The organism is Glaciecola punicea ACAM 611 (assembly GCF_000252165.1).
GTDB lineage: Bacteria > Pseudomonadota > Gammaproteobacteria > Enterobacterales > Alteromonadaceae > Glaciecola > Glaciecola punicea.
The window spans coordinates 42013-58367 of the sequence record NZ_BAET01000007.1; the positions used below are offsets into that span (position 1 = coordinate 42013).

Here is a 16355-nt window from a genome sequence, read left to right on the forward strand (position 1 = left end):
TAGAAGCTTATGTTAATCTTTCGATAGGCCTTATAATAACTAAAATAGTAACAAAATTTAATAGAATTAGAGAAAAATTGCATCCTTATAATAAAACATATGAATATTTATACGTTGATACACCTGCGCAACTTACCCAGTTATGCGCCCACTATTCTACCCAAGAAGTCCTAGCCATTGACACTGAGTTTGTGCGCACGCAAACCTTAACGCCAATATTAGGGCTTATTCAAGTGTTTGATAAGCATCAGGTTGCGCTTATTGATCCTGTTGCTATTAAGGATTTATCTGAGTTTTCTTCAATTTTAACAAATCCGAATATTGTGAAAGTGGCGCATGCCTGCTCTGAAGACTTAGAAGCGCTGTGGCACCATTTACATATAATACCCACACCGCTTTTTGATACACAGTTTGCTGCGGCTATGTTAGGCCTTGGCGTATCGGTAGGCTATGCTAATTTGGTTGAGAATTTGTTTGAAATTACCGTGGACAAAGGCGAGTCTAGAACCGATTGGATCCAAAGGCCACTCAGCTCAGCCCAGTGCGCTTATGCCAGTGCCGATGTGACGCATTTAATGGCCCTGTATGAGCACATCTACAAAGAAACGCAAATTCTGCAGAAAACCGATTGGGTGCTTGATGAAATTCATCAGCTAGGCCTTAAAAAGTCAATACCGCTGCCGACTGAAATTGCGTATTACTCGCTTAAAAACAATTGGAAATTGAAAGGTAAGCAGCTAAGCGCCTTAAAGGAACTCGCTAAATGGCGTTTAGAGGTCGCTAGAAAAGAAAATATGGCCGTAAACTTTGTTATAAAAGAAATTGCACTGTTTGAGATTGCTAGCAAAGTACCTGAAACGCCACAGGCTTTATTTGACTGTCATAATTTATATTCAAAACAAGCGCGGCTTTATAAAGATGATCTGTTACGAATATGTCATGCCGCCAAAGAACAAAGTAATATACAAGCTGTGCCCAGAATACAGCGTTTGGTAGAATTTAACGGCTACAAAGCTTGCTTAAATGCGGTCAAAGACTTTGTGGACCATGTAGCCTTACAGCAAAATATACCCGCACCTGTTCTAGCCAGCAAAAAACAAATGAACCAGCTTTTAAAGTGGTGTTGGTTTGACTTTGACGAACTTGAATTACAAGGCTTCAAACCTGATATACTAACAGGGTGGCGTGGTGAGCTTTTTGCTGATTATATACAAGGTAAACAGCTACTCAATCAACATAACTTACATGTGGTAATAGCAGGTCATCATGAAATTAAGCGCAGTTTATAAGTCGCCTAAAAAAGTCGACACCTATTTGTATGTAGCAAAGCGTGACGATTTTACCCAAGTCCCTGCAGCGCTTATGCAAAAATTCGGCACGCCTTTATTCGTCATGTTGATACCCTTAAATAAGCGCGAGATCATTGCGGGTATGGATAGAAATAAGCTAGTGTTAAAACTTGAGTCAGAAGGTTTTTATTTACAGCTACCACCAAAGGTCACGAACTTATTGGAAGGGCATTTACACGGTCGTCAAATTGATAATATTCCTGATGCAAAATAACACTATTGGTAGCTCTTATGAGTAGCACAAAGCAAAAGTCTGTATATTCAAAGGACTTAATCGAGTCTGCTTTTTGGCGCGACACGCCCTTAAGTGAAATGTCGCGGCCACAGTGGGAAGCTATTTGTGATGGTTGCGCGCGCTGTTGTTTACATAAGTTTATTGATGATGAAGCACTAGAGCAAGAGTTTGCTCCCACTGATCACATAAATCAAGACGAAGAAATACTCTATACCAATATTGCTTGTTATTTGCTCAACGATAAAACCTGCGCATGTACTCAGTATGAAAAACGTGGGGAGCTTGTACCTGACTGCGTTACGCTGACTAAAGACAATCTTGCTGACGTATTTTTTATGCCGCCTTCGTGCAGTTACAGAAGACTGCAAGAGGGCAAAGGTTTGGCGCATTGGCACCCCTTGCTGAATAAGGGTAAAAAGACCAAAATGCATCAATTGGGGATTACCGTTCGCAATCGCGTGGTGAGCGAAGCTAATGTCGACATGGATAAGTTTGAAGATTATATTGTAACGTGGCCACTTGATTCTCTTGAATAGCCTTATCTTCTCATTTTATGCATTAACGTTTGAAAAAATTTAACGCGCTATTATCCGTTTCTTTTAACAAGGCCAAACCACACATTAGCAAGTAAGACAAGCGTTAAAATAGCCAGATAAACACCAAATATTATTTGCATCCAGCTCGCCATTCCTATGCCAGAAAATTGCCAGCTATTCTCATTACAATCACCTGTTGCTGCAAAAATTGCAGGAAACCATTCATGCAGAGGCAAAAGCGAGGGGAAATTAGGCACAATGTCACAGATATTGGCAAAAGGATTGCTCGCAAATATAATATCTAAATGTTCACGTGCCACCCTAATACCTTCAAAGCAGCTGTAGGCCCACACTGAATATGCTGCAAGGCGTGTATATGTATGATTGTATAACAGCGGAATAACGGCGGCCATAAGTACACCAATAACCGCCGTTCTTTGATAAATACACTTGATACACGGCAGTAAGTCCATGGCATATTGAAAGTACAATGCCGTTATTAACAAAGCAAACGCAGATATACTCAGCAGCGCCCAAGCGCGCTTTTGTTGACTAAACTCATATATCCACTGCATGGCGTTCCTCTACTGGTTATGTTGATGATTTGGCGTTATATCGCAAATACGCGTTGTATTATACTTAATTGGCGCATTATGAGCGACCGTTAATTATAAGTGTACTCAATTACCTATTTGCATTGAGCAAATGCATGCGCAAAACATAAAGCTTTTCTTGTGCCGTTCATCTGGTACAATCTGTGAATACATTTAACATTTTAGTTGTACGCATGATCTATAAGTCCCAAAGTCCAGCAGGCTTTGCTGAAGAATATATAGTAGAGTCCATATGGAGTGGCCGATTTCCTCCAGGAACGATTCTGCCTGCCGAGCGTGAGCTTTCTGAATTAATCGGGGTAACTCGCACTACCTTACGTGAAGTCCTGCAGCGCTTAGCGCGCGATGGCTGGTTGACGATTCAGCATGGCAAGCCGACGAAAATTAATAACTATTGGGAAACTTGTGGCCTAAATATTCTTGAAACATTGGCGAGACTCGACCAAGCAGGGCAACCTGAGTTACTTAATAAAATGCTGTCAGCGCGCACTAATCTAAGCGCTGTGTTTATTCGTGCGGCATTTCGTCAGTCACCAAAAATCAGTCGTGAAATCATTGAACGTTACCAGCACGTTGAGCAAGAAGGCAACGCTTTTTCTCAGCACGACTATCAAATGCATCATGATTTAGCTTTTGCATCAGACAACCCCGTCTATGTGCTTATGATGAATGGTTTTAAAGGCATTTACGCTCGTGTAGGCGGTTTTTTCTTTCATCATGAAAGTGCCCGCGACATAGCCACTAACTATTATAAGCAGCTGCTTGGGGTACTAGATGCAAATGAGCCTGATCGGGTTGTGGCGGTTGTGCGGAAATATGGCGTTGAGAGTGGAAAAATTTGGCTCAAACTGCGCGAAGATAAGCCTGAGAATTTAGTTGATTAATGTTGTTTATACATCCGTAACGAATAAACCAAACTATAAAATTCGGTGGCAAAAGCTGCCCGTCTATTATGCACGTTAGTGTAATCGTATTATTTTGAGGAACGAAAAAAAATGACAATAGCACTTGCTTCTTTAGAAGCAAAGACACCTTATCCGCACATCTTTCGTCCCTTAGACTTAGGTTTCACTCAGCTAAAAAACCGCATCGTGATGGGCTCTATGCACACCGGTCTTGAAGAGTTGCCTAACGGCCATGAACGCATGGCGGCATTTTTTGCTGAACGCGCTCGCGGCGGTGTAGGCCTCATAGTTACCGGCGGCATAGGGCCAAACGATGAAGGCGCAACACACGATGTTACGTGTAGATTAGATAGCGATGAAGCAGTAGAAAACCATAAAGTAGTCACTAAAGCGGTGCACGACGAGGGCGGTAAAATTTGTATGCAAATTTTGCACACAGGTCGTTACGCCTACAGTAAAAAGTTAGTAGCGCCATCTGCCATTCAAGCACCCATCAATCCATTTATGCCCAAAGCACTTGATGAAGAAGGTATTGCCAGACAGATCGACGACTTCGTATTTACCGCGCAGCAAGCTCAGCGCGCAGGTTATGACGGCGTCGAAATAATGGGCTCTGAAGGCTACTTTTTAAATCAGTTTATTGCCACGCGCACTAATCAGCGAAAAGACGAGTGGGGCGGTGAGTACAAAAATCGTATTAAGCTCCCCATTGAAGTGGTGCGCCGCGTGCGTGAAGCAGTGGGTGAAGAGTTTATTATTATATACCGTTTGTCTATGCTTGATTTAGTAGAGGGCGGATCAAACTATGATGAAGTGGTTGAACTCGGGCTAGCAATAGAAAAAGCCGGTGCAACCATCATAAACACGGGTATTGGTTGGCATGAGGCGCGTATCCCTACGATTGCGACCAAAGTACCAAGAGCTGCATTTACGTGGGTAACGGCTAAGTTTAGAAAAGCGTTGAATATTCCGGTAATTACCTCAAATAGAATTAACACCCCCGAAGTGGCTGAAGAAGTGCTCGCGCGCGGTGATGCCGACATGGTATCAATGGCAAGACCGTTTTTGGCAGACGCCGACTTTGTCCGTAAAGCAGAGCACAACCAAGCGAATCAAATTAATACCTGTATAGGGTGTAACCAGGCCTGTTTAGATCATGTCTTTGACGGTAAAATGACCAGTTGCTTAGTAAATCCACGAGCCTGCCATGAAACCGAACTAAATATTGTGCCAGCCACTGTGCTGAAAAATATTGCCGTTGTAGGCGCAGGGCCTGCTGGCCTTGCTGCTGCAAAAACCTGCGCCCAAAGAGGGCATAAAGTGACCTTATATGACGCTGATACTGAAATAGGCGGTCAGTTTAATATTGCCAAGCAAATACCGGGTAAAGAAGAGTTTTACGAGACTATCCGATATTTTGGCGTACAGTTGGCGCTGTTAGGTGTCGACATTGTGCTTAATACCAAAGTGGATGTCGATACTCTGCACAAAGGTGGCTTTGATGAAGTTATATTAGCCACGGGTATTATTCCGCGCCAGCTCGACATAGAAGGCATAAACCACTCTAAAGTACTGTCCTATGTAGATGTGCTAAAACATAAAAAGCCAGTGGGCAAAAAAGTCGCGGTGCTAGGCGCCGGCGGCATAGGCTTTGATACCAGCGAGTTTTTGTCGCACGCTGGGGTGTCTACTTCAACCAACATTCCTGCCTTTATGAAAGAATGGGGAATAGACATGACCTTCGAAAACAGAGGTGGGGTGGAAGGCATGCACGCGCAGCCCGAGCCATCGCCACGAGAAATCTATTTGCTACAGCGTAAAACCACAAAAGTGGGTGCTGGTTTAGGCAAAACAACTGGTTGGGCTCATCGGGCGGGCTTGATGATGAAGGGCGTGAAGCTAGTAGCCGGTGTAACATACAAACGAATTGACGATGAAGGTTTGCATATAGAAGTAAATGGTGAGTCAACAGTACTCGATGTCGACAATGTTATTATCTGCGCAGGTCAAATGCCTAAGCGAGAGTTAGTTGACGGACTAAGGTTGCCATATCACCTAATTGGCGGGGCTGACTTTGCCACCGAACTTGACGCAAAACGCGCAATTGATCAAGGTACGAGGCTTTGCGCATCACTCTAAGACATAAAATCACGCTGAGGCCTCATCGTTTCAGCGTTTTTTATACATACGCATAGTTTCACTCGCGGCATCATAGCTTAAATCAAATTGGCTTAGCACATTCATGCCTAGTAAACCGTCAAATTGGCCTAAGTTTTCACTTGGTAAAATCAACACGCTGGTGTTGGTAACTATGCGATGCCCTATGGTTATTTGTTTAACCTTGTATATAGGTGCTTCAATAAGACCGCCTGCTGTATTGACTTTAAACAGTCCTAAAAACTCCACATCACGACGCTCAATTTCATTAAACGTTTCATTACTTATGGCAGTGGTGGATGCGCCTGTATCGACTAATAATCTGGCGGGTGTATTATGTATAAGCGCGCGGGTCACAAATTGCCCCCGTTCTTGTTGCATTAAAACATCAGCTAGACGGGGATTATCTAAGGCGCTATCAACAATGTTGTCTGACAAACTAACGGCTTCATCTGTGCGGCTGGTTTGATTCAAGCGCGCGTTAACGTTTTGTCGCAGCCTAATGGCGCGAATATCGGTAGACTCAAAACTCGCCAGCACGTCTTCCATTAACGTCAACTGAGACTGCATGCCGTAGGCTCCTGCTAAGGCCATCAAATACTGCCTATTTCGTGGCGCAACTTGTACCAAAGGTTCTAAAAATTGGGCCAATAAATTCCATGCGCCGTCACCGCTAAACTGCTGAATAACGCGCGTGGTATTAACGGCAATAAGCTTTTCTATATCGCTGTGCTGTTTAGGCGTTAACGGCTTTGTTAAAAGTGCATGGTAGTGAACAAGTGCAACATTGAGGGGCTTGTTGTGATAATACGCCTGTGCTTCAAGGAGCATAGCGGCAGTGTCTTGCGGGTAAATGCGCAAATAGGCGCTTACTTCAAATTCAAGCTGCTGAAATTCTTGTGCTTCTGCCATTGATTTAAGCCACTGTAAATAGGTACTTTGAGAACGCATCCGTTCATCGGCAGTGGCAAGTGATTTTGTAAGCTTTGGGTTTCTCTGGGAGGCACTGCGGATAGAATCTTGTGAATATTGCTGCCATGCGTGAGAAGGCTCATCTGACGCTGAATTTTCAAGGCTGTTGATGCCGGTGACAAGAGCGTCTTTATGTGTCGCCCAATTGTAAATGAACCAAAAATTAGCGCCCAAGGATATGGACAATAATACACTTAGCCATTTTATTAAATGCATATCATGTTCCTTAGCTCAAGCGATATTAGAGTTTAATTGAGTTTTCGTGTAATGTGTACTTGTGTACTTCATACAGTTACGGCCGCATTTCCATAAATATTTTGAAAAATTTCGGGCATCTTTTTTGGCATACCTGTTCGCAAACTCACGCAAACAAAGTGAGTCTTTGCACTAAAAATAGTCCTGCCACTGACAGCATTAATATACTGGAATTGACGACTTAGTCGAAGTTTTTTATCACAATTCAGGATCCATGTTGCACACATGAGTTTGTCTCCCACATGAGACGCTAGATGATAATTAAGTTCATGCTGAGTAATAGCCATGGCGCGGTCAAGCTGTTGATAGTCTGTAAAGCATAGTCCTAGCGATGCAGAATGCTCCCACGCAAGCTTTTCTAGGCGTGTTAAATAGGCAATGTTATTGGTGTGCTGGTAATGATCGATATGTGTGCTCTGTATTTCCCATTCGCATACGAATGGCTTGGGGTGTAGCCAATTAAGCGTATGAAGATGTTCTTTGTAAAGTGTATTTTGTTTTATCATTTAAGTGTCAGCAAATAAAAGGTAACTTTTACATGTTGTTTATAATAGCATCGGCTATAATGCATGCGTTAATTTTCACCTAAAAAATTAAGCAGTACCCGCAAATGATCGAAATATGCGAAATAAGAGATTACCAGTATAGAGACTATGTCAGCAAATTTGCCTATAAAAAATCAACATCTTGCCAAGAGCGACATTGATTTACAGAGTCTGTTCTGCCAGTGTTTCGAGCAGCAGTTCAACACTCGTTTGCGAGGCAATGCGATTGAGCCTCTTTACAGCCCTAGTAGCGCCAAGCAAGCCCAACATGTAATATTTTATCGTGATGACTATTTTTCCAGTGCACTGCATGAAATAGCACACTGGTGTATTGCGGGAGACAAAAGACGTTTGCAAACTGACTACGGCTATTGGTATGCGCCAGATGGCAGAAGCGCGCAGCAGCAAAAGACGTTTGCATTAGCTGAGCAAAAACCACAGGCACTTGAGTGGGCTTTTTCAATTGCATGTAATATTCCATTTAGGGTGAGTATAGACAATTTAGCCGCGCAAGACACCGGCCTCGAGGATGTGCTGGTTAAGCTACGAGCGCAAGAGGAGCAATTTACACTGGCAGTAAATACACAGCTTAAGCTGTATATTGAAAGGGGATTTCCCACGCGCGCGCAACTTTTTTTGTCGCGTTTACATACTTTCTACTCAACTCAGTCCTTTTTTGCAAACGACGAACGCTTGATAATGATGCCATTGTCCGCAGATAGTACTATATGAATCGCATTGCTGATGCTTATATTTACCTACAAATAGGATCTTGCCACATGAAAACTGTGCATACTGTGTTACTAATTACTCAAGCCAACACACCCATTTATATGCGAAATAGTCGTAATAAGGCCGCTTCTACATGAGTGCGCCACGTTTAAGCAGGCGCTTTAAATTAGGCCTCATCATTAATCCATTTGCCGGCATTGGTGGAGCTTTAGCCTTAAAAGGCAGCGACGGCAGTGAAGTCAGAAAAACAGCCTTAGATAATGGCGGTGAACAATTAGCCATGCAAAAAGCGGCGATTGCGCTATCTCATTGTGTTGCGCTTAGAGATCAGTTAACAATAGTCACCGGCAGCGGAGATATGGGAGAAAACACTGCCCGCGATTTGAGCTTTGACTACGTTGTGTGTCATTATAATAACGGCCAAACCGAAGCGAACGATACTCAAATATTAGCCACAAAGCTGCTAGCTGAAAACGTTGATTTAATCCTTTTTGCGGGCGGCGACGGTACTGCACGTAACATATGCAGTGTGGTTGGTATGCGCTTGCCTGTTTTAGGTATACCCGCGGGCTGCAAAATTCACAGCGGGGTATATGCCATTACGCCAAAATCGGCGGGCATTGTTTTGCAAAAAGTCATTAAAGGTGAGTTACTGTCGCTTCACAGCGGCGAAGTAAGAGATATCGACGAAGCCTTATTCAGGCAAGGCAAAGTGATGTCAAAGCACTACGGGGAAATGAAAGTGCCCAGCGAGCTCACCTATATTCAAGCCGTAAAGATGGGCGGGAAAGAGTCGGATGAACTACTGTTAGACGCCATTAGTGACTACCTTATAGAAATAATGCAAGACGAACCCGACACGCTTTTCGTTATGGGCTCGGGCAGTACCGTTGACGCCATTATGCAGCAAGCTAGTTTGCCAAACACGCTGTTAGGTGTCGATGTTGTTAAAAATCTTGAAGTTGTTGCTAAAGACCTAAGCGCGCGTGAGCTGTTGTCTATTACCGCCGATAAGAAGACTAAATTGGTAGCCACTATTATTGGCGGGCAAGGCCATATTCTTGGGCGCGGTAACCAGCAGCTATCCCCTGCATTTATTAAACAAATTGGTAAAAGCAATATTATGCTCGTAGCGACTAAAGCCAAACTACATTTATTGGGCGATAAAGGCTTAATTTCAGATTCCTCAGACGCGGCCCTAGATCTTGAGCTTGCGGGTCCTATTTCAGTCATTACGGGATATAGAGATGAGGTGCTGTATTTTATTCGGGATTAATAATTTCGGGATTTGCAGTCATTATCACCATTCACAAGATTAGGAGGTATTAGTGTTGGGCAGTACACATGAACAAGTCATTGTTAACTTTACGGAGTATTTAGACCAAACTGAGGCATTACTCGACGCTTATATAGATTCTGGCAGTGATCATGAGCTTTTTATTGCCAGCTATATCCACGGTCATTATTCGGTAATAGCAGCTAACCTAGTACATGCTGTGCACTGTTCACAAAATCAAAATGCACGCTTAGCCCAGTGGCAAAAACAAACGCAACATATGCTTATGCAATCTATTGACGACGCTATTGCCAATAACGAACTCGCTGTTTGTGACGCGAAAGACGTGATCAAAATGCGCGATAGTCTGTTTGTAAACAACATAAATTAACGCACATTCCCTCTCTATAAAATAAATCATCTAAGCTGAACTCATTTTTGTTTAGCCTGAAAGTATTTTTTGTTCTTTCAGGCTAAGCCTATGAAAAATGTCATCAACGTTATTGGGTCTATACTGCGTCGTGTGCTGTGTGTGTTCATCATTATTAGCTTAGCGGGCTGCGCCAATATGCTGGCGCCGCAAGGCCCCGCGCTTCAGTCTACACAAATTACTACCTTAGGCAATTAAGAACTCTTTACCTTTAGACTGGCGCAAGAACACTTCGTTAATATGCGGCCCAATCCACAAAAACGCGTTGCCTTGGCTGAATAAGCATTGCCAATTGATGCGCAGGGCCAAAGACTAATGTTTGAACAAACTGTGTAAAACACCACCGTGCTAGGCAAGCAAATGGCCGAGTATGTCAGCTATTGTGTGCAATAATATTGGTATGACCTAAGTTTGCCATGGCTCTCGCCTTATGAGTGAACGCACAATGAATCTGTTTGGGTTGAGTGTATCGAGCAGCGGTTTTGTCAGCGGCATGGGTTCTTCTAGCATTTGGCTGACTAAAACCTCTGCCATAAGCGGCGCTGTAGTAAGTCCTCTAGATCCTAAGCCGGTCATAATAAAAACATTTTTTTCATGACTTGGTACCTGATACTGATGCAAGGGCAGGGCTTTATACAAGTCTGCTAATTCAGTAAATTGCAAGCTATCAGGCATTGCGCCTACTACCGGCAAATGATCAGGCGTTGAGCATCTTATGGCAGCTCGTGAATAGTTGTTCGGGTTGAGCTGTGCTTGGCCTAGTGCTTTTTGCCACGCTTTGTGCTGTATGCTTTGTATATGCATATTAAAGTTGATATCGGTTTCTTGCGCGCGCACATCACACCTAGTATCCTCTTTTATATAGGTGGAGCCTAAGGCATGAAAACCATCGCTAGCGGGTGTAAAATAACCCTTGTGACACAGCAGAGTCTTAAGCTGCGCCATTACATTGTCGGGTTGCGAAAGCTGGCTATTTGAGACCATTTCAACTTGTCCGCGCGTTAGCCTAAGAGGAATAACATGTTTTGTTAAAGCCTTACTGCCGCTGCCCATTGCCAGTACTAAAGCTTGCGTATAACACTCTTTGACGGACCTTTGCTCGTTTGTTTTTAGCGCTAACTGAATGCTGCCGTCACCTATACATTTATAATTGATCAACTGTGAGTTATTTTGCAGTGTAAGCAAGCCACTCGCCTTAGCTTGCTCAAGGCAGGCGTTCACTACACTAGGTGGCTTTATCCAACCCGCTTTTACAATGTGCAAGCACGAGTAGGGCATCGGTATATTTGCAATCTCGCTTGCTTGCTTTGCATCAACTAAATGTGCTAATTCGCGCGGCCAAAAAGCGGCGCTATCTAACTTATTTAAGCGTGTGCGTGTGTTGTCATTAAACGCAATTTGTAAAGCGCCGCACCAATCATGGCTAAAGGGCTGTAAAGTATGCAGGGACTTATAAAATTCACTGGCATATAAAAAGCTATGCATTTGAATTTGACTCGCAGCATTATGCTGTGCGTTTAACTGCGGGTAAAAGCCGCCGATAGGATTACCCGAGGCGAAATCACTTGGTAATTCGCCCTGCCACAACAAAGTGACACGCTTGCCGCGCTGCGTTAGCTTCAAGGCCATAATTGCGCCGGCTAAACCATTACCCACAATGGTAACGTCATTACTTTGCTTTGCTAAATTCAAGCTTGGACGGCCGAAATAGGGGGCTTGATGTTGATCTAGCTTACCCTGTTGTTGAGATAGCTCTGGCGTTTGCAGGTGACTGCGTGTTTCGTTCGAATTTGCATTTGACGTTTTATTTAAATTTTGATGTGAATTACCAGAGTAAACGCCTAACAGCATTTCTCTCTTTCGTTCAAAGCCTTTTTGTTTATGTACCGAGAACCCCGCTATTTGCAAACCGCGTTTAACTTCGCTTGCCGCGGTAAAGGTGGCAAAGCTGCAGCCTATTTTACTCAAGCTTGCCATTTGCTCATAAAGTGCTGGCGTCCACATACTGCTGTTTTTACTCGGTGTAAAACCATCTAAAAACCACGCGTCAACCACGCCGTTTGGACTTTTTTGAATCTGTGCCAATGAGTCAGTGGCATCTCCATAGTGCAAGTCGAGTGTTATGTTTGCACTAAGATCTGTTTTGTTAATCGAAAAGTTTCGGCGGTGTATTCCAGCAACCGATATTGGATATTGCGCAAGCCATAAGTCACATAAGTCTAAATAGCCGCTTTGGCCATTTGAAGCGCTTAGCGTTTCATCAGCGCAGACATCGCCTAAAATGTTATCTTGTTTCCACTGCTGCATAATGTCTGCAGCATCTTTTTTAGATAGCGGATGCTTTTCTGTTGATATAAAAATAAGTGTTTCTAGAATATGGTTTGGGTGTACTTGACGAAAATGCTGAAAATGTTGGGAAACTCTGAAAAAGTTTAAACCGGTCCCAAAACCTGTTTCAGCAATACAAAAATGAGGATCGCTATGCTGTGACCATCTGCTGAGTAAATCATTGCCGCCTATAAAAACGTAGTCTGTTTCTTGCGCCCCGTTTTCCCCTGAAAAGTAAACGTCGTTGTAGCGTCGTGAAGCGGGCGTGTTGTTTTCATTAACGTAGACACTTGCTGGCGTTATCATTGTTGCTGTTTTATCATTTGTCACGATTTGAAAGACCATCATCTAGTGTATTTACGCTATTTTGGATGAAATGCGCGCAACAGTGCTATTTATGAAAACCTTAACACACAAAATATCTGTTAAAGGCTGTGAACTTATGACACATTATACATGAAAGAGCAGACCAGTTTTCAGTCTAAACTAGGTAGTATGTGCACAGCGCTCAGCAAGGGTGACGAACGTGGCTTTTGAGTACTTGGCTTAATGCAGTGCGCTAGCATAATAACAACATTGGTTTGATATAAACACTGTTTTGCAAACAACAATAAATAATTAAAAAGGTGACAAATGAAACGAGCCGTAATCACTGGTTTAGGCATAGTATCAAGCATTGGTAATAATGCAGAAGAAGTAAGAGAGTCGTTACGCCACGGCAAGTCGGGTATTACTTTTTCTCAACAGTTTGCTGACGCAGGTTTACGCAGCCACGTATGGGGCGATGTTAAAATTGACCTTAAAGAGAAAATAGACCGCAAAGTACTGCGTTTCATGGGTGACGCTGCAAGTTATGCGTACTTATCGATGCAGCAGGCAATAGCCGACGCGGGCTTAAGTGAAGAGCAATATTCAAATGAAGACGTCGGTATAATTGCGGGTTCGGGCGGGGCTAGCTCTGAAAATCAAGTTAATTCAGCCGACATTATGCGCAATAAAGGGGTGAAGCGAGTTGGGCCTTATATGGTAACGCGGTGTATGGGTAGCACTGTTTCTGCTTGCTTAGCCACACCGTTTAAGATTAAAGGTGTCAATTACTCAATATCCTCAGCCTGCGCCACCAGTGCACACTGTATAGGCAATGCTCTTGAAATGATTCAGCTTGGCAAGCAAAAAATGGTGTTTGCCGGCGGTGGAGAAGAGTTACATTGGGCGCTTTCAGGCCAGTTTGACGCCATGGGAGCTTTATCAACGAAGTATAACGACACGCCTGAACTAGCGTCACGCACTTACGATGCTAATCGCGATGGCTTTGTAAGCGCTGGCGGTGGCGGTATGGTAGTAGTTGAAGAGTTAGAACATGCCTTAGCACGAGGCGCTAAAATATATGCTGAAATAGTAGGCTATGGCGCCACTTCCGACGGCTACGACATGGTTGCGCCAAGCGGCGAAGGCGCTATTAGATGTATGCGCCAAGCACTAAAGGATGTTGCAGAGCCTTTAGATTATCTCAATACTCACGGCACATCCACGCCGGTGGGTGATGTAAAAGAACTCGAAGCTATTCAAGCCTTGTTTGGTGACAATTGCCCTGCTATTAGTGCAACAAAATCACTAACGGGACATTCACTCGGCGCTGCAGGCGTGCATGAGGCGATTTTTTCTTTGCTCATGATGGAAGGCGACTTTATTTGTCCATCAATTAACATTGATAATTTAGATGAAGCAGCCAGGGGTCTCAACATTATCACCAAGCCTACGCAGGCCCATTTAAATGTAGTTATGTCCAACAGTTTTGGCTTTGGCGGCACTAATGCAAGTTTGGTCTTTAAACGTTATAGTGTTTAATGATTTTAACAAGTGTGCCGTAAAGTAAAGGGTTGGCATTTGCCAACCCTTTGTGAATAAACGAGGGAACAATGTTATGAAAATTCAATCACAGGTGAGCGCAGATGAATGGCAAACCCGTGTCGATCTAGCTGCCTGCTACAGGATGGTCGCGCATTACGGTTGGGATGACCTGATTTTTACGCATATATCGGCAAGGGTGCCAGGGCCTGAACACCATTTTTTAATTAACCCCTACGGGTTATTATTTGAAGAAGTAAGTGCATCAAGCTTAGTGAAGGTTGATTTACAAGGCAATAAAGTAATGCCAAGCGAGCATGATATTAACCCTGCTGGTTTCACTATTCATAGCGCTATACACGAAGCTAGAGCAGACGCTAATTGTGTAATGCATTTGCATACCAACGAAGGTGTAGCGATATCTTCACTTGAAACAGGCTTGGGGCCATATAGCCAGCAGTCGCTGTTTGTCTTAGCGTCTTTGAGCTATCATGACTATGAGGGCGTTGCCTTAAACCATGAAGAAAAGACTAGGTTGGTCACTGATCTGGGCAACACTAATTTCATGATATTGCGTAATCACGGTTTACTTACCTGTGCGCCTAGTATTGCTGATACTTTTTTAGGCATGTTCATTTTGCAGCGAGCTTGTGAAATACAGCTTATGGCTCAGGCCACAGGCGAACCATTAATCTTTGTGAGTGCAAACATCGTGGCCGGCATGCAGTCGCAAGCGTCTGAGGTAACAAAAGCAGCAGGAGGTAAACTAGCATGGCCGGGCATATTACGAAAACTTGATCGAATGTGCCCTAACTATAAAAATTAAATTCGCTTTCGTGCAATTTAGACAATGATAATGATTTTTAAAAAGCTAAGGTGGATAAGCATCAAATGCCTATACAAATACTTGCCGATAGTGCAATGCCTTACTGGCAGGAATTTTTTCTTGAAGTAGGAGAGGTCAAGACCTTCAAAGCTGGCGAACTATCAGCTGAAATTCTAGCCTTGCCTTCGTCTGCGCAACTAAGAGCATATTTGCCTTGTGTAGAATGCTTATTAGTGCGTTCTACCACACAGGTCAATCAAGCACTGCTTGCGTTAATGCCTAATCTACAGTTCGTGGCGACGGCCACGGCAGGCTACGATCATTTTGATATTGAGGCACTACATGCAGGAGATATTGCGTGGTATGCGGCCGGTGGATGCAACGCTCAAGCCGTCGCGCAATATGTGGTGTGCGCTGCGCTGCAATTAGCAGTTGATGATCGCTTTTTACTGAAGGACAAAAGAGTAGCAATAGTGGGTCACGGTAATGTTGGTAGCCGTGTCGCTAATGCTTTGCATGCGCTTGGTGCGCAGGTGATTATTTATGATCCGCCTCAGCTAACTAAGGCGCAAAATACCACAGACTTACGGATCAGTGGTTCTTTAAATTCACCTTGCTACGTTTCTTTTAGTGAGGTATTAAAAGCGGATGTTATCTGCATACATGCTCCGCTGAATAGTCACCCCGAGCATCCATCAAGACATTTGTTTGATGCTGATGCACTTAGCCAACTCACAGGCTCGCAATATTTGATAAATGCAGGAAGGGGCGAGATAATCGACAATCAAGCTTTGCTTAGCTACTTTGAAAATGCAGTAAAATCTGAAAAAGTGAAGCTTAATGTGGTGCTTGATGTGTGGGAAAATGAACCTACAATAACCACCGACCTAGTTGGCCATTTGCGCATAGCAAGTGCGCACATAGCAGGGCACACCCTAGAAGGCAAAGCAAACGGTACGTTCATGTTGTATCAACAGTTGTGCCATCGCTACAATATAGCGCAAAAGGTAAAACTTAGCGCAATGTTACCGCCTGATAACACGTCACTACCAAAGCATTTGCAAAATGAACTGCACTTAAATGAGATGTTCGATGGTGAAAGCGCCCAGCGTTTACTCAAAAATATTTGCCATTTAGTCTATGATATACAAAATGATGATAGAGTTTTTCGTGCTCACATGGCACAATTCAATACGTTTGCTAAATTACGGCAAGAATATCCAATTCGTAGAGAATTCAGTGCGTTAAGACTGAATGTCAAGAATACTAAAACCAGCCAAATGCTGCGAGGAATTGGCTTTGTCATTTCCAACGACGGTACAACATGACACTTAATAAAACAGGATA

Annotated in this window: 16 protein-coding genes; 12 read left to right on the forward strand and 4 right to left on the reverse strand. The window is 43.5% G+C overall.

Annotation, left to right across the window (positions count from 1 at the left end; translation table 11 throughout):
• Positions 1-77: 77 nt before the first annotated feature.
• The 3 genes from rnd to GPUN_RS02650 are packed head-to-tail and all read left to right on the forward strand — an operon-like array spanning position 78 to position 2120.
• Positions 78-1289, forward strand: coding sequence for a ribonuclease D (rnd, locus tag GPUN_RS02640; RefSeq protein ID WP_006003164.1), 1212 nt, complete (start codon positions 78-80; stop codon positions 1287-1289).
• Complete coding sequence (locus GPUN_RS02645; protein WP_006003165.1) at positions 1267-1563, forward strand: YcgL domain-containing protein; 297 nt, start codon at positions 1267-1269, stop codon at positions 1561-1563. Before rnd ends, GPUN_RS02645 begins: the two co-directional genes overlap by 23 nt.
• A 17-nt stretch (positions 1564-1580) precedes the next feature.
• Positions 1581-2120 carry a YcgN family cysteine cluster protein gene (locus GPUN_RS02650; protein WP_006003166.1) on the forward strand — a complete coding sequence of 180 codons (540 nt, stop codon included), beginning with the start codon at positions 1581-1583 and terminating at the stop codon, positions 2118-2120.
• Between the two features lie 50 nt (positions 2121-2170).
• Here GPUN_RS02650 and dsbB read toward each other — a convergent pair whose 3' ends face one another.
• The gene (gene dsbB, locus GPUN_RS02655; RefSeq protein WP_006003167.1) at positions 2171-2695 is read right to left on the reverse strand and encodes a disulfide bond formation protein DsbB; all 525 of its coding nucleotides are present in this window, start codon (positions 2693-2695) and stop codon (positions 2171-2173) included.
• A 212-nt stretch (positions 2696-2907) separates the two neighbouring features.
• Between dsbB and fadR the strand changes: the two genes are divergently transcribed.
• A complete protein-coding gene (gene fadR / locus GPUN_RS02660) occupies positions 2908-3618 on the forward strand; it encodes a fatty acid metabolism transcriptional regulator FadR (protein ID WP_040520181.1) in 711 nt (236 codons plus the stop codon).
• Between the two features lie 111 nt (positions 3619-3729).
• Entirely contained in the window at positions 3730-5778 is a 2049-nt protein-coding gene (locus GPUN_RS02665) for an NADPH-dependent 2,4-dienoyl-CoA reductase (RefSeq protein ID WP_006003169.1), read from the forward strand.
• Between the two features lie 30 nt (positions 5779-5808).
• Here GPUN_RS02665 and GPUN_RS02670 read toward each other — a convergent pair whose 3' ends face one another.
• Positions 5809-6984 (reverse strand): retropepsin-like aspartic protease family protein, encoded by a 1176-nt coding sequence (locus GPUN_RS02670; protein ID WP_006003170.1) that lies wholly within the window; start codon positions 6982-6984, stop codon positions 5809-5811.
• Between the two features lie 68 nt (positions 6985-7052).
• A complete protein-coding gene (locus tag GPUN_RS02675) occupies positions 7053-7529 on the reverse strand; it encodes an acyl-CoA thioesterase (protein ID WP_006003172.1) in 477 nt (158 codons plus the stop codon).
• A 147-nt stretch (positions 7530-7676) separates the two neighbouring features.
• Between GPUN_RS02675 and GPUN_RS02680 the strand changes: the two genes are divergently transcribed.
• The 4 genes from GPUN_RS02680 to GPUN_RS14315 all read left to right on the forward strand — a co-directional run bounded on the left by GPUN_RS02680 (position 7677) and on the right by GPUN_RS14315 (position 10204).
• Positions 7677-8300: an elongation factor P hydroxylase gene (locus GPUN_RS02680; protein ID WP_006003174.1), complete on the forward strand. Its 624-nt coding sequence runs from the start codon at positions 7677-7679 to the stop codon at positions 8298-8300.
• 133 nt (positions 8301-8433) lie between these two features.
• The gene (locus GPUN_RS02685; RefSeq protein ID WP_006003178.1) at positions 8434-9576 is read left to right on the forward strand and encodes an ATP-NAD kinase family protein; all 1143 of its coding nucleotides are present in this window, start codon (positions 8434-8436) and stop codon (positions 9574-9576) included.
• Between the two features lie 52 nt (positions 9577-9628).
• Positions 9629-9967, forward strand: coding sequence for a YfcL family protein (locus GPUN_RS02690; protein ID WP_006003180.1), 339 nt, complete (start codon positions 9629-9631; stop codon positions 9965-9967).
• A gap of 90 nt (positions 9968-10057) precedes the next feature.
• Positions 10058-10204: a hypothetical protein gene (locus GPUN_RS14315; RefSeq protein ID WP_006003182.1), complete on the forward strand. Its 147-nt coding sequence runs from the start codon at positions 10058-10060 to the stop codon at positions 10202-10204.
• A 207-nt stretch (positions 10205-10411) separates the two neighbouring features.
• On the opposite strand, the gene mnmC1 is transcribed toward GPUN_RS14315, so the two are convergent.
• Positions 10412-12664, reverse strand: coding sequence for an FAD-dependent 5-carboxymethylaminomethyl-2-thiouridine(34) oxidoreductase MnmC1 (gene mnmC1, locus GPUN_RS02695; RefSeq protein WP_158309255.1), 2253 nt, complete (start codon positions 12662-12664; stop codon positions 10412-10414).
• A 303-nt stretch (positions 12665-12967) separates the two neighbouring features.
• On the opposite strand from mnmC1, the gene fabB reads away from it, so the two are divergent.
• The 3 genes from fabB to GPUN_RS02710 all read left to right on the forward strand — a co-directional run bounded on the left by fabB (position 12968) and on the right by GPUN_RS02710 (position 16336).
• A complete protein-coding gene (fabB, locus tag GPUN_RS02700) occupies positions 12968-14182 on the forward strand; it encodes a beta-ketoacyl-ACP synthase I (protein ID WP_006003189.1) in 1215 nt (404 codons plus the stop codon).
• 76 nt (positions 14183-14258) lie between these two features.
• Entirely contained in the window at positions 14259-15008 is a 750-nt protein-coding gene (locus GPUN_RS02705; RefSeq protein WP_006003191.1) for a class II aldolase/adducin family protein, read from the forward strand.
• 65 nt (positions 15009-15073) lie between these two features.
• Positions 15074-16336, forward strand: coding sequence for a 4-phosphoerythronate dehydrogenase (locus tag GPUN_RS02710; RefSeq protein WP_006003192.1), 1263 nt, complete (start codon positions 15074-15076; stop codon positions 16334-16336).
• Positions 16337-16355 lie beyond the last annotated feature (19 nt).

What these genes read in the sequence shown, in the direction of transcription:
- GPUN_RS02645 (WP_006003165.1), top strand. Translation starts at nt 1,267, where the DNA reads ATGAAATTAAGCGCAGTTTATAAGTCGCCTAAAAAAGTCGACACCTAT.
- GPUN_RS02650 (WP_006003166.1), top strand. Translation starts at nt 1,581, where the DNA reads ATGAGTAGCACAAAGCAAAAGTCTGTATATTCAAAGGACTTAATCGAG.
- dsbB (WP_006003167.1), bottom strand. Translation starts at nt 2,695, where the DNA reads ATGCAGTGGATATATGAGTTTAGTCAACAAAAGCGCGCTTGGGCGCTG.
- fadR (WP_040520181.1), top strand. Translation starts at nt 2,908, where the DNA reads ATGATCTATAAGTCCCAAAGTCCAGCAGGCTTTGCTGAAGAATATATA.
- GPUN_RS02665 (WP_006003169.1), top strand. Translation starts at nt 3,730, where the DNA reads ATGACAATAGCACTTGCTTCTTTAGAAGCAAAGACACCTTATCCGCAC.
- GPUN_RS02670 (WP_006003170.1), bottom strand. Translation starts at nt 6,984, where the DNA reads ATGCATTTAATAAAATGGCTAAGTGTATTATTGTCCATATCCTTGGGC.
- GPUN_RS02675 (WP_006003172.1), bottom strand. Translation starts at nt 7,529, where the DNA reads ATGATAAAACAAAATACACTTTACAAAGAACATCTTCATACGCTTAAT.
- GPUN_RS02680 (WP_006003174.1), top strand. Translation starts at nt 7,677, where the DNA reads ATGTCAGCAAATTTGCCTATAAAAAATCAACATCTTGCCAAGAGCGAC.
- GPUN_RS02685 (WP_006003178.1), top strand. Translation starts at nt 8,434, where the DNA reads ATGAGTGCGCCACGTTTAAGCAGGCGCTTTAAATTAGGCCTCATCATT.
- GPUN_RS14315 (WP_006003182.1), top strand. Translation starts at nt 10,058, where the DNA reads ATGAAAAATGTCATCAACGTTATTGGGTCTATACTGCGTCGTGTGCTG.
- fabB (WP_006003189.1), top strand. Translation starts at nt 12,968, where the DNA reads ATGAAACGAGCCGTAATCACTGGTTTAGGCATAGTATCAAGCATTGGT.
- GPUN_RS02705 (WP_006003191.1), top strand. Translation starts at nt 14,259, where the DNA reads ATGAAAATTCAATCACAGGTGAGCGCAGATGAATGGCAAACCCGTGTC.
- GPUN_RS02710 (WP_006003192.1), top strand. Translation starts at nt 15,074, where the DNA reads ATGCCTATACAAATACTTGCCGATAGTGCAATGCCTTACTGGCAGGAA.